Origin of the sequence: Bartonella callosciuri (assembly GCF_014203215.1) — a bacterium.
In the GTDB taxonomy this organism is placed as follows: domain Bacteria; phylum Pseudomonadota; class Alphaproteobacteria; order Rhizobiales; family Rhizobiaceae; genus Bartonella; species Bartonella callosciuri.
Map to the genome: position 1 here is coordinate 68,935 of NZ_JACHIM010000003.1, position 20,432 is coordinate 89,366.

At 39.5% G+C, this 20,432-nt stretch carries 17 protein-coding genes and 1 pseudogene; 6 read left to right on the forward strand and 12 right to left on the reverse strand.

Going from position 1 to position 20,432, the window contains the following annotated elements; all coding sequences use genetic code 11:
- Positions 1-12: 12 nt before the first annotated feature.
- Together HNQ69_RS03775 and HNQ69_RS03780 are read right to left on the reverse strand one after the other, a co-directional pair.
- Positions 13-969, reverse strand: a complete 957-nt coding sequence (locus HNQ69_RS03775; RefSeq protein ID WP_183228750.1) for an acetyl-CoA carboxylase carboxyltransferase subunit alpha — start codon at positions 967-969, stop codon at positions 13-15.
- Between the two features lie 79 nt (positions 970-1,048).
- Entirely contained in the window at positions 1,049-1,987 is a 939-nt protein-coding gene (locus tag HNQ69_RS03780) for a site-specific tyrosine recombinase XerD (protein WP_183228751.1), read from the reverse strand.
- Between the two features lie 257 nt (positions 1,988-2,244).
- Between HNQ69_RS03780 and HNQ69_RS03785 the strand changes: the two genes are divergently transcribed.
- The 4 genes from HNQ69_RS03785 to HNQ69_RS03800 all read left to right on the forward strand — a co-directional run bounded on the left by HNQ69_RS03785 (position 2,245) and on the right by HNQ69_RS03800 (position 5,208).
- The gene (locus tag HNQ69_RS03785; RefSeq protein ID WP_183228752.1) at positions 2,245-2,880 is read left to right on the forward strand and encodes a shikimate kinase; all 636 of its coding nucleotides are present in this window, start codon (positions 2,245-2,247) and stop codon (positions 2,878-2,880) included.
- Positions 2,855-3,988, forward strand: a complete 1,134-nt coding sequence (gene aroB, locus HNQ69_RS03790) for a 3-dehydroquinate synthase (RefSeq protein WP_183228753.1) — start codon at positions 2,855-2,857, stop codon at positions 3,986-3,988. The genes HNQ69_RS03785 and aroB overlap by 26 nt, the downstream gene beginning before the upstream one ends.
- A 414-nt stretch (positions 3,989-4,402) precedes the next feature.
- Positions 4,403-4,798 (forward strand): MliC family protein, encoded by a 396-nt coding sequence (locus tag HNQ69_RS03795; protein ID WP_183228754.1) that lies wholly within the window; start codon positions 4,403-4,405, stop codon positions 4,796-4,798.
- 17 nt (positions 4,799-4,815) lie between these two features.
- Positions 4,816-5,208: an MliC family protein gene (locus HNQ69_RS03800; RefSeq protein WP_183228755.1), complete on the forward strand. Its 393-nt coding sequence runs from the start codon at positions 4,816-4,818 to the stop codon at positions 5,206-5,208.
- A 17-nt stretch (positions 5,209-5,225) separates the two neighbouring features.
- Here HNQ69_RS03800 and mnhG read toward each other — a convergent pair.
- From mnhG to HNQ69_RS03835, 7 genes and pseudogenes are all read right to left on the reverse strand, one after another.
- Positions 5,226-5,637: pseudogene (mnhG, locus tag HNQ69_RS03805) on the reverse strand (monovalent cation/H(+) antiporter subunit G).
- Positions 5,634-5,915: a K+/H+ antiporter subunit F gene (locus HNQ69_RS03810; protein ID WP_183228756.1), complete on the reverse strand. Its 282-nt coding sequence runs from the start codon at positions 5,913-5,915 to the stop codon at positions 5,634-5,636. The pseudogene mnhG and the gene HNQ69_RS03810 overlap by 4 nt, the downstream one beginning before the upstream one ends.
- Positions 5,915-6,397, reverse strand: coding sequence for a Na+/H+ antiporter subunit E (locus HNQ69_RS03815; RefSeq protein WP_183228757.1), 483 nt, complete (start codon positions 6,395-6,397; stop codon positions 5,915-5,917). The genes HNQ69_RS03810 and HNQ69_RS03815 overlap by 1 nt, the downstream gene beginning before the upstream one ends.
- Positions 6,394-8,016: a monovalent cation/H+ antiporter subunit D gene (locus tag HNQ69_RS03820; RefSeq protein WP_183228758.1), complete on the reverse strand. Its 1,623-nt coding sequence runs from the start codon at positions 8,014-8,016 to the stop codon at positions 6,394-6,396. Before HNQ69_RS03820 ends, HNQ69_RS03815 begins: the two co-directional genes overlap by 4 nt.
- Positions 8,016-8,357, reverse strand: coding sequence for a Na+/H+ antiporter subunit C (locus HNQ69_RS03825; protein ID WP_183228759.1), 342 nt, complete (start codon positions 8,355-8,357; stop codon positions 8,016-8,018). The genes HNQ69_RS03820 and HNQ69_RS03825 overlap by 1 nt, the downstream gene beginning before the upstream one ends.
- Entirely contained in the window at positions 8,357-11,278 is a 2,922-nt protein-coding gene (locus HNQ69_RS03830; RefSeq protein ID WP_183228760.1) for a monovalent cation/H+ antiporter subunit A, read from the reverse strand. Before HNQ69_RS03830 ends, HNQ69_RS03825 begins: the two co-directional genes overlap by 1 nt.
- A 244-nt stretch (positions 11,279-11,522) precedes the next feature.
- Complete coding sequence (locus HNQ69_RS03835; RefSeq protein WP_183228761.1) at positions 11,523-12,011, reverse strand: BA14K family protein; 489 nt, start codon at positions 12,009-12,011, stop codon at positions 11,523-11,525.
- Between the two features lie 170 nt (positions 12,012-12,181).
- On the opposite strand from HNQ69_RS03835, the gene HNQ69_RS03840 reads away from it, so the two are divergent.
- Together HNQ69_RS03840 and HNQ69_RS03845 are read left to right on the forward strand one after the other, a co-directional pair.
- Entirely contained in the window at positions 12,182-13,279 is a 1,098-nt protein-coding gene (locus HNQ69_RS03840) for a carboxynorspermidine decarboxylase (protein ID WP_183228762.1), read from the forward strand.
- Positions 13,280-13,334: 55 nt separating this feature from the next.
- Positions 13,335-14,573, forward strand: a complete 1,239-nt coding sequence (locus HNQ69_RS03845) for a saccharopine dehydrogenase family protein (protein ID WP_183228763.1) — start codon at positions 13,335-13,337, stop codon at positions 14,571-14,573.
- A 138-nt stretch (positions 14,574-14,711) separates the two neighbouring features.
- On the opposite strand, the gene lpdA is transcribed toward HNQ69_RS03845, so the two are convergent.
- The 3 genes from lpdA to HNQ69_RS03860 are packed head-to-tail and all read right to left on the reverse strand — an operon-like array spanning position 14,712 to position 20,421.
- Complete coding sequence (gene lpdA, locus HNQ69_RS03850; RefSeq protein ID WP_183228764.1) at positions 14,712-16,118, reverse strand: dihydrolipoyl dehydrogenase; 1,407 nt, start codon at positions 16,116-16,118, stop codon at positions 14,712-14,714.
- Between the two features lie 32 nt (positions 16,119-16,150).
- Positions 16,151-17,389, reverse strand: coding sequence for a 2-oxoglutarate dehydrogenase complex dihydrolipoyllysine-residue succinyltransferase (odhB, locus tag HNQ69_RS03855; protein ID WP_183228765.1), 1,239 nt, complete (start codon positions 17,387-17,389; stop codon positions 16,151-16,153).
- A 32-nt stretch (positions 17,390-17,421) separates the two neighbouring features.
- Positions 17,422-20,421, reverse strand: coding sequence for a 2-oxoglutarate dehydrogenase E1 component (locus HNQ69_RS03860; RefSeq protein ID WP_183228766.1), 3,000 nt, complete (start codon positions 20,419-20,421; stop codon positions 17,422-17,424).
- Between the last annotated feature and the right edge of the window lie 11 nt (positions 20,422-20,432).

Sequence of the window (20,432 nt, forward strand, 5' to 3'; positions counted from 1 at the left end):
ACAAAAAATGATTTATGCTAAAGATCTACCAATTTGAAGATATTTTTCCCAACGGTCTTTTCTAATAGCTTCACCATCTTTACCAGCCATAGACTCTAAAGCAGCAGAAATAACATCGCCCGTTTCATCAATCACAGTCTCCTTGCCTCTATGTGCGCCTCCTAAAGGTTCAGGAATAATGCCATCAATAATCTTTAACTGATACAAATCTTGAGCAGTAATACGCAGATTCATTGCAGCATCTTTCGCACGAGTTGGGTCACGCCATAAAATAGAAGCAGCCCCTTCTGGAGAAATAACAGAGTAAATCGCATGTTCTAGCATATAAACTTTGTTAGCTGCAGCAATTGCTATTGCCCCACCTGAACCGCCTTCTCCAAGAACAACCGAAACAACAGGAACTTTTAAACGCAAAGTTGCTGCCGTTGACTGGGCAATTGCTTCTGCTTGACCACGTTCTTCAGCACTCACACCAGGATAAGCGCCTGCTGTATCAACAAAAGTGAGGAGTGGCAAACCAAAACGATCTGCCATTTCCATGATGCGCACAGCTTTGCGATAGCCTTCCGGACGTGCAGAGCCAAAGTTATAGCGTAAACGTGTTGGCATATCGTGACCTTTTTCTTGACCTATGTATGCAACTGCTTCACCCTTAAAACGTGCAAACCCCGCTTGAATAGCTTGATCTTCAGCAAATTTACGATCTCCTGCCAAAGGTGTAACATCACTCAACAGTCGCGCAGCATAGTCCATAAAATGGGGACGATCAGGATGGCGAGCCACTTGTGTTTTTTGCCAAGGCGATAATTTTTTATAAATATCGTGCAACGCCGTTTTGGAACGCATTTCAAGACGCGCAATCTCGTCGCTCATATCAAGACTGCCTTTTTCCTGAGAAATCTGCTTCAATTCGAGAATTTTCCCATCGAGATCAGCGACCGGTTTTTCAAAATCAAGATAATTATACATTGTACCCAACTTATTTGGTGGAAGTTATACCCCTAGTAATTCGCTTTATAAAGTATTTTTCAAAAACATCACCTTTTCTTTACCCAGCCTTTTTCTCATCGGCAAGCGGATGATGCTCGTTAACTAAACGATAAAGACCTGCTTCCAACACATGTGTATAAATCTGAGTGGTAGCAATATCAGAATGACCTAACAAATGCTGAACTGCACGCAAATCAGCACCATTTTGCAAAAGATGACTAGCAAAAGCATGACGCAACACATGAGGAGAAAATCTACTACTTTTTATTCCTGCTCTTCTGGCAAGACTTTTCAACTCCCGTGCAACAACTTGTCGAGCAATATACCCTGTCTCTGAACGTGCAGGAAAAAGATAAAGACTTGCTGCATCCTTTCCTTGATTTCGCAAATCTAACCACTGTGCAAGTACTTGGCATGCTTTTTTTGATAAGAGGACCATTCGTTCTTTTTTGCCCTTACCGCGAACCAAGATACTATACTCTTTCCCCCGGACAGCCTGCACTGGAAGACTCACTAACTCACTAATACGTAGTCCTGTTGCGTAAAGCATTTCAGTCAACAATTGAAGACGCAATGCACGAAAATGATCCTTTGACCCATAATCTGCTTGATTCACTTCTAACTGCGCCAAATCAAGCAATTTTATCACGTCATCTTCACCGATGATTTTCGGCAAAGAACGCCCCTGACGAGGAGCATCAATATCATGGGAAGGATCATCTTCTCGCAACCCCTCTGCATAAAGAAATTGATAAAACTGACGCAAAGTTGATAAACGGCGCGCTTGCGAAGACGCCGCAAAACTAAGAGTGTGCATAAGCGACAAAAGACCAATTAAATCTTCTTTTTGCGCTGAAAAAAGTGAAACAGAGTGCGAAGATAATTCGTCTTGTGCCCACTGCAAATCATGCTGATAAGCTGCAAGCGTGTGTGCAGAAGCTCCTCGCTCAGCACTCATCATCTCAAGAAAACGATCTATCACAGTATCACTTTTCATTTCATTGATTCGATTTCAAAGAAAGGTCCGATGAATCCAAAGGGACATCAACATACATATCCACAGTTACTGGTTTAACAAAAACGACAAGAGCAGTCATTATACTGAAAAGAATAACAAGTGAAATAAAAAGAATCATTAAAAATCTGGTCAATGTTGGCATAAGACAATAAACTCTCCCCCAATGCTCCATTTATCATACCTTACAAAGATTAATAAGAATTGACTTTAAAGCAGATAAATGCCGAAATAAAATCATGAAAAATAATCGGCCTAAACATCTCCCAATGCCACAGATAAAAAATCAACTCTTATCGTCTCTTGATAAACGAGCACTTGCATTCGTTGGTATGATGGGTGCAGGCAAATCAGTAATCGGAAAACGCGTTGCCACAATGCTCCGTTTACCCTTTTATGATTCCGATGAGGAAATTGAAAAAGCTTCAAAAATGACCATCACTGAACTCTTTAAAATTTATGGTGAGCCTGAATTCCGTGCTCTTGAACAGCGTGTTGTCTTAAACCTCATAAAAAAAAGTCCTCTTGTTTTGGCAACAGGCGGTGGTGCCTACACAAATCCAGATATCCGAAAAGCCATTCATCAAAATGGAATATCTATTTGGCTCAACGTTGATCTTGATATCCTCATGGAACGTGTCTCAAAGAACTCAACGCGCCCTCTCCTTCAAACAGAAAACCCGAAAGCAACCATGGAACAGCTCATAGCACAGCGTTATCCTCTCTATGCAAAGGCAAATTTAACAATTAAAATTCATAAAGAAAGCCCCCATACCATAGCAAAAAATGTCATACGATCTGTAAAGCACTACTTCGATACAGAAAATAACAACGATAGGAATAATAAGCATGCATGCCAAAACCGTTACTGTTAAACTGGATAAACACTGTTACGATATCATCATTGGCCCAGATCTTATTACACAAGCAGCTTCACAGATTAAGCATTCTCTTCACCAAAAAGATTTTCATCAAATGCGTGTGGCACTTATTACAGATGCGAATATTGCATCCCTCCATTTGGATACATTAGAGGCAGAATTAACAAAAAATAAAATTCATACGGTTCCAATTGTTGTCGAAGCAGGAGAACAGTCAAAATCATTTTCAACTTTGCAAACTGTTATAGATAAAATTCTCGCTACACGTTTAGAAAGAGGCGACTGTGTTATTGCTTTTGGTGGTGGTGTCATTGGTGACTTAGGAGGATTTGCTGCAAGCATCATACGGCGCGGTATGAATTTCATTCAAATGCCCACAACGTTACTTGCACAAATTGACTCCTCTGTTGGTGGAAAAACTGGAATCAATAGTCAATATGGCAAAAATCTTATTGGTACTTTTTATCAACCACGATGTGTTATTTCTGATACTTGTCTCCTTGATACACTGCCATTGCGAGAGTTTCGCGCCGGTTATGCAGAAATGGTCAAATATGGTCTCATTAACCAGCCTGATTTCTTTGAATGGCTTGAAAAAAACGGGCAAAAAGTTTTTTCCAATGGCTCAATACGAACAGAAGCCATTATCCGTTCATGCCAATTTAAAGCCGATATTGTAGCACGGGATGAACACGAAACAGGGGAACGTGCACTCTTAAACCTTGGTCATACATTTGGACATATGCTTGAAACAGCAACTATTTATGACTCAAACCGTTTAATCCATGGGGAAGCTGTAGCAATTGGAATGATTCTAGCCCACCAACTCTCTGCTCAACTGAATTTAATAAACTCTACACTCACACATCGTATTGAAACTCACTTTAAAGCAGTAGGATTGCCTACACAACTAAAAGATATCCCGGGCACACTACCAGATGCTGAAACGCTGATGACTCTCATTGCTCAAGATAAAAAAGTTTCGCAAAACAACCTAACTTTTATTTTAACACGTGGACTTGGACAATCATTTATTGCAAAAAATATTTCATCAAACACAATTTTGACCTTTTTGGAACAGAAATTAGCAGAAATTCGTTAATTCATATGGAATATAATTGATTCGTTTTTATAGTTCTATTAAAGGAATAAGCATGATGATGTCTGCGTAGCTCAGTAGGATAGAGCACAGGATTCCTAAAGAAATTGGGCGCCTTAAGGAGAAATCCTCAAAGTGGATCTGCTCAAATTCGGGGAAAGCTTCATAGGAGACTATATGCCAATCCCGAACCAAGTCTCTCTTCAAAGGAGAGAAAGGTGTAGAGACTGAACGGGCAGCACCTAAAAAGCATAAGCTTTACGGTGAAGAGACAGTCCAGACCACGAACAGTTTTTAAAGCTGGCGATGAAAGTCGAAGTGGTATGAATCCTGGGGTCGCAGGTTCGAATCCTGCCGTAGACACCATCGCATCAGTCAAATTATTCTTCTGCGTAATATGCAATATAGGGAAGCATTATGAAAAAAACTCTACATATTTTAGGATTTTTGGCCGCTTCAAGTCTATCACTCTTTAGCTCAGATAATGCCTTGGCCGGTTCTTTAAGCTTTGAGGTACCAGACAATCCAGAACCAACAACAAAGATCATTACCTATCAATGTGATACAGGAATAAGTAAAGAGCGTGTTGAAGCAACTTATCTCAAAGCTGATAATATTTCATTGGTTGATTTCAAATGGCAAGGTGATCGTGTCATTGCTGCGAATGTCATCTCTTCCACCGGAACAAAATATGCAGGAGCCAATTATATCTGGTGGGAGACTAACAATGAAATCACACTTTATGATCTTGCCCATGACCCAGAAAAGAAAAAACCTATCCTCTGTAAGGATGAATCAATATTATTATTCTAGATAACGAAGGAAATATCATGAAAAAAACTTCTTTTACCGTACAATTTCTCACCACTTTAAGTTTATCACTCCTCGGCTTAACCAGCGCTTTCGCAAGCTCTTTAGTCATTGAGGTCCCAGATGATCCAGAACCAACAATTCAAACCATTGCTTATCAATGTGATATGGGAACAAGTAAAGAGCGTTTTGAAGCAACCTATCATAATGCTGGTACTATTTCGCTCGTTGATCTGAAATGGAAAGGGAAGCGCATGATCGGTTCCAATGTCATTGCTGCTTCAGGAGCGAAATATGTAGGAGGGCCATATATCTGGTGGACACAAAAAAACGAAGCCACATTTTATGATCTCATGAATGATCCGAATGAGGAAAAGCCCATTAACTGTGTAGAAGAACAAGGCACAGAATAAATAAAAACGATTGCATATCAAAAATCGCGCTGGCTTTTATCGTATGCTCTTTCTTCTAACGTGAGCATTTGTTCTTTCGTCTGACGTGATAAAAGAGCCAGCGGTTTTTTTTATTGTTTTTTCTGAGTGGTCGCGATAAGCCGCTGCTTGTGATACCAACATGGAAGCCACCGGTATTGTTAAGAGTAAAAAAATCATCAATAATATTTCATGAAACACAAAATTATGATCCACAAACATTGAATAAAGAAATGATGAGATAAGAATACTGCCAGCGCCCCAACTTGTACTTAATGAAAGCATATGCAAACGCTTATAAAAACTTGAAAGACGGACTAACCCTATCATCCCAATCAATGTGAGACCAGATCCTAATATTAAAAAAACTGTAACAGCAATAGCCGCAACAAGCGATATCTCATCCTTCATTCAATAATTTCTCCCCGCATTAAAAATTTTGCTAAAGCAATACTTGAAACCGGACCCAACAACCCAATAATGAGAGCAGCAACAAAATAAATGGTTGTCCCTGAACGAATATCAAAAGTAAGAAACAAAAGAATAGTAGTTATATAAACAGCATCTAAGCCTACTATCCGATCTTGCGCTCGTGGTCCACGAATCAAGCGAAACAACGCGAGAATCATTGCTAAACTTAAAAAAAACTGTGAAAGAGAAATCCCCCAATAAAGGATCATCATACTCATCAGAAAATCTCCAAAAGCAATTGCTCATATCGTTGTTTGATCAACTTTTGGTAATTATATCCGTTTTTAAAGTCTAAAATATGAAGTAAAAGTTCACTATTTTTTCTATTATAAGCAATCCAAACGGTTCCTGGAGTTACTGCAAGAATACATGCTAAAATAGCCAAAGCCGTACGACTCTCAAGTAAAAGAGGCACCACAATAAAACCAGACAGCTGCTTTTGAGATCTTTTTGTCAAAACAAAGCAAGCCACCGAAAAACTTGAAATTACAGAATCGATGAATACGCGAAAAATGAGACGAAACATTGCCCGCCAACTTTTAACAGCGATCCTTTCCAGTTCAAGAAACCGCATCATCCAACCACTGAACAAAGCAATTATAATGCCTAAAAGCAATTGGCCTAAATTAAAACCATTTAGCGTCAACCACATAAAAACAATTACCACACTTAAAAAAGGGAAGGGACAAAAATAGTTCATCGATTAATTTCCCTATTTTTTAGAGAAAAATCATCTAAAACACTCTCAATATAGTTTTGAGGATTATACAAAGTCTTTGCTGTCTCAGACATATAATAGCTCACAGGAGCAGCGACAATTGTTATAAGGAAGCACAAAGCAAGGAGAATAGCAATAGGAGCAAGTTCAATCGCCTGCACACGCGGAACCCTCCCTTCAAGAGAAATCCAAAAAGTTCGAATACCAGTTCGTGTCAGAGCAATCAAAGCTGCAAAACCAGATAAGGTGACAAAAATCATAAAAAGCCAATCATAGTAAACCGGTAGAGAAACAGACACCTCCTCCTTCCCGTGATTTAAGATTGCCATGAACATCATAAATTTAGCAACAAAACCAGAAAAAGGCGGTAGCCCAATAATTAAAATAGCACAGATACCAAAACAAGCCCCAAGAATTGCCAAAGTTACCGGCAAATAGTTACCAACTTCATCTTCTTCCTCCTCTTCATCATCACCATACACTTCCATTGTAACCGTCAAAACATTCGCAGCGACATCTTGACAGCGTTCCACCAATTCCACCAGAAGAAAAAAAGCGCCAAGTGCTAAAGTTGAAGAAATAATATAAAAGAGTGCGCCTGCTATCAGTTCTGTATTCCCTATCCCAATTGCTGTCAACAATGTACCAGAAGAGACAAGAACACTATAAGCTGCCAAACGAGCCAAAACTTGGCTAGCCAAGATCCCAATAAAACCAAAAACCATGGTGGCAAGCCCACCATAAAATAAAACCATATGACCAAAATGGCTAAAATGTCCGCTTTCAGGACCAAACCATAGCAACATTAAACGTAAAATAACATAAATACCCACCTTACTTAAAAGTGCAAAAGAAGCTGCAACAGGCGCTGCTGCCGCACTATAAGTTGGCATCAACCAAAAATTAAGCGGCCACATACCCGCTTTAAGCAAAAAGGCAATACCCAAAAGCACAATACCTATTTCAAATAAAACAATATCCGTCGAAGCTATATGTTTTATTTTTACAGCTAAATCAGCCATATTTAGGGTGCCAACGATTCCATAAATGAGTGCCGTACCGACTAAAAAAAATAACGAAGCGACAAGATTAACGACAACATAATGCAACCCCGTACGCACACGTAACTGACCAGAACCATGCAACGCAAGTCCATAAGAAGCGGTTAACATCACTTCAAAAAACACAAATAAATTGAACAAATCACCGGTCAAAAAAGCACCATTTATTCCGACCATAAAAAATTGCATCAGCGATTGAAAATGAGGACCAGCTTTGTACCAATGAGCATGTGCAAAAACCAACGCACTCGTCACCACTAAACTGGAAAGTAAAAGCATCATAGCGCTTAAGCGATCAACGACTAAGACAATGGCGAATGGAGAAGGCCAATTGCCAAGCCGATAAACATCTGAAACCGGTGCAACTTCAAGAGCACGTATAATCAATAAAACAGCAATAACAACCAACAGTGCCGAAGAAAAAAGACTTATGAATGATTTAAGTTTTGCACGACGTTCATCATAAAAAAGAAGGAGTGCTCCAGTGATTAACGGTAAAAGAATAGGCAAAATAAGAAGATGATGCACAAAGGCTCCCATTACTGCACCTCACGTCCATCAACGTGGTCTGAACCTGTTAATCCGCGTGAAACCAGAAGAATAACCAAAAATAAAGCTGTCGTTGCAAAACCAATCACAATTGCCGTTAAAACCAAAGCCTGCGGAAGAGGATCAACGTAATTCTCTGGATTTATAACGGTAGAAGGATCAACAATGGGTGCAGCATTGCTACGTGGTCTGCTCATTGAAAACATAAAAAGATTGACACCATAAGAGATCAGAGATAAACCAAGAATGACTTGAAAAGTTCGTGGACGTAAAACAAGCCAAATGCCTGATCCCACAAGAACACCGATGCCTAAAGAAAGAACAATTTCCATTAATTTTCCTTTTTGTTCAAAATAGGTTTCTTACCGATTCGGTAACTCCGAATTGACTGATGTGCAAGTGCAATTAAAATGAGTACAGTTGCTCCCAAAACAAGAGAAAACACGCCAAAATCAAACAAAAAAGCAGATGCTATGGGAATGTTTCCAATCAACGAGAGATGTGTATATTGAAAAAAGGAGGTTAAAAAAGGATACCCAAAAAACCAAGAACCCATCCCTGTTACAACTGACAATAACAAGCCAAAGCCCATCCAACGCAAAGGCAAAACCCTCAAACGACTTTCTACCCAACGAATATCACGCGCAAGATATTGCAAAATAAAACCTATCGCTAAAGTCATACCACCGACAAACCCGCCCCCTGGGAGATCATGTCCTCGCATAAATAAATAAACCGAAAAAGCGATAATAACCGAAAAGAGCCAGCCCATAATAACAGCAGGAATAGTTAGATAATTCAATACTGTATCCCCTACATTCCGATCGGGCTGTGCCATATCAAAAGCTTTCTGAATACGTTGTTGAAAAGGCGCATCAATGCTTTCAGGAGCAGGACGAAACCGTCGTAAAAGGGCAAAAACAGTGAGGGAAACAACACCCAAAACCACAATTTCTCCCATGGTATCAAAACCACGAAAATCAACCAACAACACATTCACAACATTGCAACCACCAGCATCGCTGTAAGCATTTTTCAGGAAAAAATCAGAAACTGTTGTACCTTGAGGGCGTGTCATCACTGCAAAGGAGAGCCAAGCTACACCAGAACCTCCCACAAGTGCTATGACGAAATCACGAAGACGACGCAAGCACACAAAAAAACGAAAAGACGTCGGAGCAGGATTATGCAAACGCTTAGGCAACCACCGCAAACCAAGCAGTAATAAGACGGCAGTCACCACTTCAACAACCAATTGTGTTATGGCCAAATCCGGTGCAGAAAGCCATAAAAAGGTCGCACAAGTCATCAGTCCGGCTCCTCCCAATAGCATGAGTGACGCAAGGCGGTGAAATTTTGCTTGCCAAGCAACTAAAAGCGCACATAATCCACCAATCAACCAAAGAGCAAGAAAAGGAATATCAAGCGGAAAAAGCGGTAACGAACCCGCTGAAATGAAATCACTATACCAAAGCAAAAGACCAACAAATGCAAAACATAGTAAAAAAATCCAGTGCAACTGTGGTTGCAAACGACGTGTTGACAAAACAGATTCCACAGCACGTGCCCATTTCCAAGAAATAATTACGAGAACGCGTTCAAAAATACGGGGACCTTTCAAGTGACGAAAAAAAGGAGGCCCATCATCACAGGATAAAAAATAACGACGCCCAACAACATAGAGCAATGCACCTCCTAATAAAGCTACCAAACTCATCATTAATGGAGTATTAAAGCCATGCCAAACAGCTAAACTATAAGGGATTGTCATCGCCCCTAAAACAGAGACAACCGCATTATCCAAAATAGGCCCGATCGTTAAATTAGGCAAGACACCAACTGCCAAACAAATAAATACTAAAAGTTCCATTGGTAAACGCATAAAATGCGGTGGTTCATGGGGAACTTTGGGTAAATTAACGGGGTTTTGCCCTAAAAAGACACCATGAATAAAACGTATAGAGTAGGTGACACTAAACAGGCTCGCCAACGTTGCTACATAAGGTGCAATCCAATCGAGCCATGATTCCATATGCGTTTCAACCGCTTCAGCAAAGAACATCTCTTTTGATAAAAAGCCATTCAACAAAGGAACGCCAGCCATCGCTGCACTTGCCACTAAAGCCAGAGTTGCTGTAATAGGCATAGAACGATAAAGCCCTGTCAACTTACGCATATCACGTGTTCCCGTTTCGTGATCAATAATGCCAGCAGCCATAAACAAAGAAGCTTTAAAAGTAGCATGATTGGCCATATGAAAGATCGCAGCAACACATGCAAGTGGGCTATCAAGGCTCAAAAGCGTAGTAATCAATCCAAGATGGCTAATAGTTGAGTAAGCAAGAAGCCCTTTCAAATCTTGCTGAAACATGGAAAAATAAGCACCAAGCAGCAATGTTGAGAGTCCTGAAAAACCAACTAGCCAAAACCAAGATTCTGTTCCTGAAAGAACTGGCCATAAACGAACAAGTAAAAACAACCCTGCTTTTACCATTGTTGCTGAATGCAAATAAGACGATACGGGCGTTGGAGCAGCCATCGCATTGGGTAACCAAAAATGAAAGGGGAATTGCGCGCTTTTTGTTAATGCTCCCAGCAAAATACAAATGAGGATAGGACTATAAAGAGAACTGGATCGGATCAAATCCCCAGACTGCAGCACCTTATCCAAATCAAAACTACCAATAACGTGTCCAATCAATAAAACCCCAATAAACAGGGCAAAGCCACCAAAACCTGTGATCGTTAAAGCCATACGTGCCCCTTCACGCGCACTCGCATTATGATACCAATAACCGATCAACAAAAAAGAAAAAATACTGGTGAGTTCCCAGAAAATAACCAAAAAGACAAGATTGCCTGATAAGACTATTCCCGTCATTGATCCCATAAAGGCCAGAAAAAAAGAAAAAAAACGTGGTACAGAATCCGCCGGATCCATATAATAACGCGCATAGACAACAACAAGCAGTCCAATTCCTGTAATGAGCAAGCAAAAAAGCCATGATAGTCCATCTAGACGGAGGATAAAATCAACACCCCACTCTGAAAGCCAAGAAATATCTAAACGCACTACACGATTTCCGTAAACCGCTGGATAAAGCATAATTGTAAAAACAAGAGTGAAAAGTGCAATAACCCCAGCAAACCAAGCTTCATTATTTTTTGCTGTCGAACGAAAAAAACCAATAACAGCACTTCCACCAAAGGGAAGCAAAACGAGCAACATCAACATTGCTTCCCGTGTTGTCATTCTTTAAGCTCCATATTTCCCTTAGTATTTTGTTATCTAAAAAATAAAATTTATATTGTTACCCTCTTATCCTGCACTTAAGGATAATAAGATTTAACAAAACTTAAAAGCATTTAAAATTTTTAAAAAATAACTTTTGTACGAAAAACGACATAGCACACCAATTCTCTCTTTATTCCAGAAACGATAAATGATAACGAGCATGACAAGGTTTAACAGAAATTTTTCTACAACTTGATAATCTCTATCCTTTTAAAAAACGCGAAAAACACTGCTTCCGAGGTCCATGAAAGGGCTGATAACTATTATCATTTTTATTATAAGAACGATAACGCGCACGACAAGCTTCAATATGTTGTTTAAGCATCCACGTCTCCATTTTCTCTAAAGAAGAGAGGAAAAGTACCTTTTTCGCATCTGACACAACTTTTAACGACGCACGTTTTGTGTTTAGATGTGGTAATGTAACAAAAGCTGCTTTAGGATACCACCAATTATCTCTATATTTACGATAACCAGGCCGATAATTATGATAACCCTTAAAACCATTAAGCTCTCTACGACCCGTAAAAATCAAAGGCACCAAACTCTCTTGAGTAAAAGCTTGAGGAACGACTTTGGCTTCAACATTACTCTTATTTTGTACCCAATCAAGAATATCGATTGTTATAATGAAAAAACTGCCAACCAATACAAAAACTAAAATATAATATAATTTTTTGTTTATACACATAACGCAAATCTTAAAATAACAAAAACAAAACGCAGTTACAGAAAGTCTCTCTCATGCTAAACAGAAGCAGATTTTTCTTTTAAGATTCCTTTTTCTTGAGACATTCTGTTTCTCTTCGTACTAAACGTGAATCTTAAGAATAAGATCCTTCAAAAGAGAATGGATAAACAATGACAAGAACTCCCTATTATCTTATAGATAAATCGAAGCTTATAAAAAATATGGAAATTATCTCCCGCTTACGCGCAATGTCTGGAGCGAAAACTTTGCTTGCTTTGAAATGTTTTGCCACATGGGGTGTTTTTGATTTCATGTCTGAGTTCATGGATGGAACAACATCATCATCTCTTTATGAACTGCGTTTAGGAAGAGAAAAATTTGGTAAAGAAACCCACGCTTATTCAGTTGCTTGGGCAGATCATGAAATTGATGAGGCCTGTAGCTATGCAGATAAAATTATTTTTAACTCCATCCAACAACTTCAACGTTTTGCTAATGCAACAAAAACCATTCAACGAGGTCTAAGATTAAATCCAGGAATCAGTGCATCCAATTTTGATCTCGCAAATCCTTCACGCCCTTTTAGCCGTTTAGGAGAAACCAATAAAAGCGCTATTAAAGAAGTTCTGCCTCTCATAAACGGTTTGATGATCCACAACAATTGCGAAAATGCTGATTTTAATCTTTTCAACCAAATGCTGAATCACATGGAAGAAAAATTTGCAGAACTTTTCGTTGCAGTTGATTGGATAAGCCTTGGTGGTGGAATTCATTTTACAGCTGAGAATTATCCTCTAGAGACTTTTGCAGAACGCTTAAAACATTTTTCAAAGACCTATGATGTCACTATTTTTCTAGAGCCAGGAGAAGCCGCTATCACAAAAAGCACGACACTCGAAGTAAGTGTTTTGGATACATTATATAATGAAAAAAACCTCGCTATTGTTGATAGCTCAATTGAAGCGCATATGCTTGATCTTTTAATTTATCGTGAAAATGCTAAATTAGAACCAAATAAAGGACCACACGAAATTATGGTTTGCGGGAAATCTTGCCTTGCTGGTGACATTTTTGGAACATTTCAATTTCCTCAACCTCTTAAAATAGGTGACAAACTGTCTTTTCAGGATGCTGCGGGCTATACAATGGTTAAAAAGAATTGGTTTAATGGCGTTACAATGCCTGCTATTGTTATTAAAGAACTTGATGGTACCCTAACACTTCAACGTCAATTTAGCTATAATGACTATCAAGAAAGCCTTTCATAAAAAATAACCGTAAAAAACCATCATATAACAGTGTTAAAAAGGAGATGAGCCTACAATGAAGAAAAATATTCTCATTATTGGTGCTGGAGGTGTTGCACAAGTTGTCGCGCATAAATGTGCTCAAAACAACGATATTTTCGGTGAAATTCATATTGCTTCACGAACACTCAAAAAATGTGAAGCCATTATTGCTTCCGTTAAAGAAAAAAACACAATGAAAGAACAAGGTGTTTTTCAAGGTCATGCATTCAATGCAATGAATATAAAAGAGACTGTGCAACTCATCCAAAAAACAAAATGCGAAATTGTTATCAATGTTGGATCGGCTTTTCTTAATATGTCTGTTCTCTCGGCTTGTATCGAAACAAAATGCGCTTATATTGATACTGCAATTCATGAAGACCCTTTGAAAATTTGTGAAACACCTCCTTGGTATGGCAATTATGAATGGCCTCGACGTCAAGAATGTGAAAAAGCTGGTATAACTGCTATTTTAGGAGCAGGTTTTGACCCAGGCGTTGTGAATGCGTATGCAGCATTAGCGCATGAGTATTATTTTGATAAAATTACAGATATCGATATTATTGATATTAATGCTGGAAACCATGGACGTTGGTTTGCCACGAATTTTGATCCAGAAATTAACTTTCGTGAATTTACAGGACAAGTATGGTCTTGGCAAAATAAGAAATGGACTTCCAATAAAATGTTTGAAGTCAGCCATGAATGGGATCTCCCCGTTGTTGGAAAACAAAAAGCCTATATGACCGGACATGATGAAATTCATTCATTATCCAAAAATCTTGATGTTCCAAATATCCGCTTTTGGATGGGATTTAGTGAACGTTATATCACTGTTTTTACCGTTTTAAAAAATCTTGGACTCTTATCTGAACAGCCCATTAAAACAGCAGAAGGATTAGAAGTTGTTCCTTTAAAAGTTGTAAAAGCCGTCCTCCCCGACCCCTCATCTTTAGCACCAGACTACACGGGAAAAACCTGTATTGGCGATCTTATTAAAGGTGAAAAAGATGGACAACAAAGAGAAATTTTTATCTATAATATAGCCGATCACAAACAAGCTTTTAACGAAACGGGAGCACAAGGCATTTCTTATACAGCTGGTGTACCAGCAGCAGCAGCAGCTCTTCTTATTGCCACCGGTGAATGGGACGTTAAAACCATGGCCAACGTAGAAGAATTACCACCCCAACCCTTCTTGAAATATCTCGATCACATGGGCCTTCCCACCTGGATAAGAGAACAACAAGAAGAAAAAAAATTACAGTTCTAAACTTTTTATATATCAATGGAAAAGACAGAAAAACCGGCCTTTTGGGAGCGGTTTTTTTTCAAAAACATATAATATATAAAGTCACAAAAATATCTTTTAGGCTTTTCCAAGAAGCATCATGAAATGCTAAAAACTCATCTAGATATGAAGTGGTTTAGCGAATGTTGCGAGAGCTGCTTCCCGAACAGATTCTGATAAAGTGGGATGCGCATGGCAACAACGCCCTAAATCTTCTGATGAACCACCAAATTCCATTAAAACTGCAATTTCATGAATCATTTCACCAGCACCAAATCCAAGAATATGGCCACCTAAAACCCGATCTGTCTTTTTATCAGCCAGGATTTTAACAAACCCATCACTTTTTTGCATTGCACGTGCACGACCGTTGGCCATGAAAGGGAACTTTCCAACATTATAATCAATTCCAGCAGCTTTAAGCTCTTCCTCTGTCTTGCCGACACTAGCAATTTCTGGCTGTGTATACACGACACTAGGAATGACATTAAAATTAACATGTCCCTTTTGACCTGCTAAAATTTCAGCCACAGCAACACCTTCTTCCTCCGCTTTATGAGCTAACATTGGTCCTTTAACGACATCACCAATTGCATAAATTCCTGGAATATTTGTCTGCCAGTGTTCATCAATAGCAATAAAGCCACGTTCATCCAACTGAATACCAGCCTCGCTCAAACCAAGTCCCTCCGTATACGGAGAACGTCCAGTAGCAATAAGTACAACATCAGCCTCTAAAGTTTCAGAGACACCATCCTTAACAGCTTCAAAAGTTACCTGAGCCATTGAACCAGATTGCCTAATAGCTGTTACTTTTGCACTTGTCTTATATTCGATACCTTGTTTTTCCATTAATTTTTGGAATTGCCGTGAAATTTCACCATCCATTGATCCTAAAACCTTATTAAGATATTCAATAATGGTAACTTTAGCACCCAAACGGCTCCAAACCGAACCAAGCTCTGAGCCGATAACCCCAGCTCCAATAACAATCATGTGCGTTGGTACTTTTTCAAGGGCAAGCGCTCCTGTAGAAGATACAACAACCTTTTCATCAATTTCAACATTCACACCAGGAATGCTGGAACTCTCTGAACCTGTAGCAATAATAATATTCTTTGCTTCAATCGTTTGTGTGCTGCTATCCCGAGCAACAACTTCAATTCGGCCTGCGCCTAAAATTTTTGCTGTACCAAAAAAAGTATCAACTTTGTTCTTTTTCATCAAAAAAGAAATACCACTTGTATTGGTTGTTACAACAGCTTTTTTATGAGCCATCATCTGCTCAAGATTAAGCTTAGATTTTGAAATGGAAATACCAAGTGTTTCAAAACCATGTTGTGTTTCAGCAAATACTTCTGAAGCATGTAACAACGCTTTAGAAGGAATACAACCAACATTCAGACACGTACCACCGAGTGTCGTACGTTTTTCAATAATTGCTGTTTTAAGCCCCAGTTGTGCAGCTTTGATTGCTGCGACATAACCACCTGGCCCCGCTCCGATTACAACCACATCATAAGACATCCGTTTTTCCTTTCATCCTGAAAACTGTACTTTTACAAGTCAAGAACAAGGCGTTCCGGATCCTCTAAACTTTCCTTAATACGCACAAGGAAAGTCACAGCCTCTTGCCCATCTACAATACGGTGATCATAAGAAAGTGCCAGATACATCATGGGGCGGATTACAATTTGTCCCCCGATAACCATTGCGCGCTCTTTAATCGCATGCATTCCGAGGATACCAGACTGTGGTGCATTCAAAATTGGTGTTGACATTAACGACCCATACACTCCCCCATTGGTGATGGTGAAAGTTCCGCCTTGCATATCAGAAACAGCTAATTTTCCATCACGAGCAAGACGCCCCAAACGGCCAATCTCTTTTTCAATCTCTGCGAGTGACATCTGATCTGCATCACGAACGACTGGAACAACAAGCCCTTTATCCGTTCCAACAGCAATTCCAACATTGACATAGTTCTTATAAACAATATCTGTTCCATCAATTTCTGCATTAACAGCAGGAAGTTCTTTTAATGCATGACAAACAGCTTTAGTAAAAAATCCCATAAAACCAAGCTTAACACCATGCTTCTTTTCAAAGAGATCCTTATAACGCTTGCGCAAATCCATCACTGCAGACATATCAACCTCATTAAATGTGGTTAACATGGCAGCTGTATTTTGTGAATCTTTAAGACGACGCGCAATTGTTTGACGCAATTTCGTCATCCGAACTCGCTCCTCAAGCCTTTCCTGAACAGAAGCAGCTGAAGAAGCGCTGGATCCAACGGCAGATACAGAGCTAGCTGTAGAAACCGTTGGAAGAGGTTCTTTTGTTCCTTTTGTCAAAACATTAAGAACATCTTCTTTGAGAATTTGTCCACGTTTTCCAGAACCTGAAACATCACTTTTTGCAATATTATTTTCCGCCATCAATTTTTCTGCTGAAGGTGCAGGAGGCATTTTATCGCTTGCAGAAGACTGATCCAATTCAGATGGAGCGGCAACCACAGGTGTATCAGAAGATGGTAATGATTTTGAAACACCAGCTGCTCCAGCTTCAACGGCTCCCAAGAGCGCATTTACTTCAACTGTATCGCCTTCCTTTGCGGTGATTTCAGATAATTTTCCCGCAACAGGTGAAGGAACCTCAACTGTCACTTTATCAGTTTCTAATTCAACCAAGGGCTCATCCATAGCAACAGCTTCACCAAGCTTTTTAAACCATTTACCAACTGTTGCTTCGGTAACCGATTCGCCTAAAGTAGGAACACGGATTTCAGTAGTCATAATATTTTTCCATACATCAGAGTAATCATAAGTTAAGAACCTAACGCGTCTTCAAGAAACGCAGCAAGCTGTTCAAGATGTTTCACCATTAACCCAGAGGCCGGTGATGCACTTGCAGGACGCCCTGCATAACGTGCACGCGAATATTGCGCATTAAGATGCGTCAAAACCCACTCCAAATAGGGCTCAATAAATGACCAAGCCCCCATATTTTTTGGTTCTTCTTGGCACCAAACAACTTCTGCCTGTAAAAAACGCGACAATACGTCCACCAAAGCTTTCGCCGGAAAAGGATAAAGTTGTTCAACGCGCAACAAATAAACATCATCAATACCCTTTTTTTCACGTTCCTCATAAAGGTCATAGTAAACCTTCCCCGTACAAAGAACAATACGGCGGATTTTATTGTCTTTTTGCAATTTAATGACAGAGTTTTTGAGACATTCTGCATCATCAAGTAACAAACGCTTAAAACTGGTTTCTGGTCCCATTTCATTAAGAAAAGAAACAGCCCGCTTATGACGCAAGAGTGATTTTGGTGTCATTAAAATCAATGGCTTACGAAAATCACGTTTAATTTGCCGACGCAAAATATGAAAATAATTCGCAGGCGTTGTACAATTAGCGACCTGCATATTATCTTCCGCACAAAGTTGAAGGAAACGTTCCAAACGCGCTGAAGAATGCTCTGGTCCTTGTCCTTCAAAACCATGCGGTAACAAACATACAAGACCAGACATACGAAGCCATTTACGCTCAGCAGACGAAATAAATTGGTCAAAAATGACCTGTGCACCATTAGAAAAATCACCAAATTGTGCTTCCCAAAGTATTAATCCTCTTGGTTCAGCAAGAGAATATCCATATTCAAAACCAAGCACAGCTTCTTCAGAAAGCATAGAATTAACAACCTCATAAAGAGCCTGTCCCTTTTGCAAATTATTTAAAGGGATATAACGCGCTTCATTTTCTTGGTCGTAAAGAACCGAATGACGTTGTGAAAAAGTTCCACGTTCAACATCCTCACCGGAAAGACGCACCGGTGATCCTTCTAAGCAGAGCGAACCAAAAGCTAACGCTTCAGCTGTTGCCCAATCAACGCCTTCACCGGTCTCAAAAATTTTAGCACGGTTGTTCAAAAAACGTTGAATGGTTTTATGAACATGAAAATCTGACGGAATTTGGACAAGTTTTTCACCAATTTCCTTTAAAGTTTTTAACCCCACACCTGTCTTTCTAGAATTTTGCTCATCCGCATTATTGAAAGCTTTTATTCCCGTCCAGCTCCCATCAAGCCAGTCTGCTTTATTGGGTTTATAAGAAGCGCTTGCTTCAAACTCAGCTTCAAGTTTATCACGCCATTGTTTTTTTTGCTGTTCAATCTCTTCTACAGTAATCACCCCTTCTTCTACCAACTGCTCACCATAAAGCTGTAGAGTCGTTTTGTGATTACGGATAGCCTTATACATAAGCGGCTGTGTAAAGGAAGGCTCATCACCTTCATTATGTCCATAGCGGCGATAACAGAACATATCAATCACCACCGGTTTATGGAAAATTTGACGAAATTCTGTTGCCACTTTTGCAACAAAGACAACAGCTTCAGGATCATCACCATTCACGTGGAAAATGGGTGCATCGATCATTTTTGCCACATCTGATGGATAAGGGGAAGAACGCAAAAAACGTGGATCCGTTGTAAAGCCAATCTGGTTATTGATAATGACATGAACAGAGCCGGCAACGCTATAACCTCTAAGACCTGAAAGGCCAAAAGTTTCCTGAATAACACCTTGCCCAGCAAAAGCAGCATCACCATGAATAAGCAATGGCAAGACCTTTGAACGCTCATTCAAAAGGAGTTCATCAGTGTGCGTACGCTCTACAAGCTGATCCTGTTTAGCACGTGCTTTTCCAATAACAACTGGATCAACAATTTCAAGATGAGATGGATTCGCTGAAAGCGATAAATGGACTTTTTTACCATCAAATTCAAGGTCAGCTGAAGTTCCCAAATGATATTTGACATCACCTGATCCTTCTACATCATCTGGTTTATAAGACCCCCCTTTAAATTCATGAAAAATAGCTCGATGTGGTTTGGCGAGAACTTGTGAAAGAACATTTAAGCGACCACGATGAGCCATTCCTAGAACAACTTCCTCCACACCCAAAGCACTACCGCATTTAATAATCTGTTCAAGAGCAGGGATCAGCGATTCACCACCATCGAGGCCAAAACGCTTTGTTCCTTTATACTTTATATCTAAAAACTGTTCGAATCCTTCTGCTTCAATAAGCTTATTAAGAATAGCTTTTTTGCCTTTCTGTGTGAAGACAATGCGCTTATCTGGTCCTTCAATACGTTCTTGAAGCCATGCTTTTTGAGCAGGATCAGAAATATGCATATATTCTATACCAATTGTTGAACAGTAGGTGCGATTGAGGATCTCAAGCATTTGTGGAATAGTGGCGTATTCCAACCCTAAAACATTATCAATAAAAATTGGTCTCTCATAATCAGCAGGTGTAAAACCATAAGCTTCTGGAGAGAGCTCTTTATAATCTTCAAATTTTTCCGCCAATTTAAGAGGATCAAGTCGTGCACGAAGATGCCCACGTACACGAAACGCACGAATCATCATGAGAGCATGGACAGAATCACGTGTTTCTTGAATAATATTTTGTCCGCTAGAAGCTATTCCTTTTTGTGGAGCAGCGGTTGCTGCCTTTTCCTTTAATTTATCACCAACATGCTTTTCAAGAGCAGACCAATCGCCATCAAGAGCAGAAACCAATTCACCATTTGCCTTTAATGGCCAATGATCACGTTGCCATGTTGCGCCTTTAGCGTTTCTGAAAACATCTTCTTTTTTATCATGAAGATTTTCAAAAAAAGCACGCCACTGTGAATCTACACTGGTAGGATCTTTTTCATATTCGGCATAAAGCTGATCTATATAATCCGCATTCCCACCATACAGAAACGACGTTTGTGCAAAAAGACTATTTATTTCGTCCTGCCTTGCCATATACCTCTCCG

What these genes read in the sequence shown, in the direction of transcription:
- HNQ69_RS03775 (WP_183228750.1), bottom strand. Translation starts at nt 969, where the DNA reads ATGTATAATTATCTTGATTTTGAAAAACCGGTCGCTGATCTCGATGGG.
- HNQ69_RS03780 (WP_183228751.1), bottom strand. Translation starts at nt 1,987, where the DNA reads ATGAAAAGTGATACTGTGATAGATCGTTTTCTTGAGATGATGAGTGCT.
- HNQ69_RS03785 (WP_183228752.1), top strand. Translation starts at nt 2,245, where the DNA reads ATGAAAAATAATCGGCCTAAACATCTCCCAATGCCACAGATAAAAAAT.
- aroB (WP_183228753.1), top strand. Translation starts at nt 2,855, where the DNA reads ATGCATGCCAAAACCGTTACTGTTAAACTGGATAAACACTGTTACGAT.
- HNQ69_RS03795 (WP_183228754.1), top strand. Translation starts at nt 4,403, where the DNA reads ATGAAAAAAACTCTACATATTTTAGGATTTTTGGCCGCTTCAAGTCTA.
- HNQ69_RS03800 (WP_183228755.1), top strand. Translation starts at nt 4,816, where the DNA reads ATGAAAAAAACTTCTTTTACCGTACAATTTCTCACCACTTTAAGTTTA.
- HNQ69_RS03810 (WP_183228756.1), bottom strand. Translation starts at nt 5,915, where the DNA reads ATGAGTATGATGATCCTTTATTGGGGGATTTCTCTTTCACAGTTTTTT.
- HNQ69_RS03815 (WP_183228757.1), bottom strand. Translation starts at nt 6,397, where the DNA reads ATGAACTATTTTTGTCCCTTCCCTTTTTTAAGTGTGGTAATTGTTTTT.
- HNQ69_RS03820 (WP_183228758.1), bottom strand. Translation starts at nt 8,016, where the DNA reads ATGGGAGCCTTTGTGCATCATCTTCTTATTTTGCCTATTCTTTTACCG.
- HNQ69_RS03825 (WP_183228759.1), bottom strand. Translation starts at nt 8,357, where the DNA reads ATGGAAATTGTTCTTTCTTTAGGCATCGGTGTTCTTGTGGGATCAGGC.
- HNQ69_RS03830 (WP_183228760.1), bottom strand. Translation starts at nt 11,278, where the DNA reads ATGACAACACGGGAAGCAATGTTGATGTTGCTCGTTTTGCTTCCCTTT.
- HNQ69_RS03835 (WP_183228761.1), bottom strand. Translation starts at nt 12,011, where the DNA reads ATGTGTATAAACAAAAAATTATATTATATTTTAGTTTTTGTATTGGTT.
- HNQ69_RS03840 (WP_183228762.1), top strand. Translation starts at nt 12,182, where the DNA reads ATGACAAGAACTCCCTATTATCTTATAGATAAATCGAAGCTTATAAAA.
- HNQ69_RS03845 (WP_183228763.1), top strand. Translation starts at nt 13,335, where the DNA reads ATGAAGAAAAATATTCTCATTATTGGTGCTGGAGGTGTTGCACAAGTT.
- lpdA (WP_183228764.1), bottom strand. Translation starts at nt 16,118, where the DNA reads ATGTCTTATGATGTGGTTGTAATCGGAGCGGGGCCAGGTGGTTATGTC.
- odhB (WP_183228765.1), bottom strand. Translation starts at nt 17,389, where the DNA reads ATGACTACTGAAATCCGTGTTCCTACTTTAGGCGAATCGGTTACCGAA.
- HNQ69_RS03860 (WP_183228766.1), bottom strand. Translation starts at nt 20,421, where the DNA reads ATGGCAAGGCAGGACGAAATAAATAGTCTTTTTGCACAAACGTCGTTT.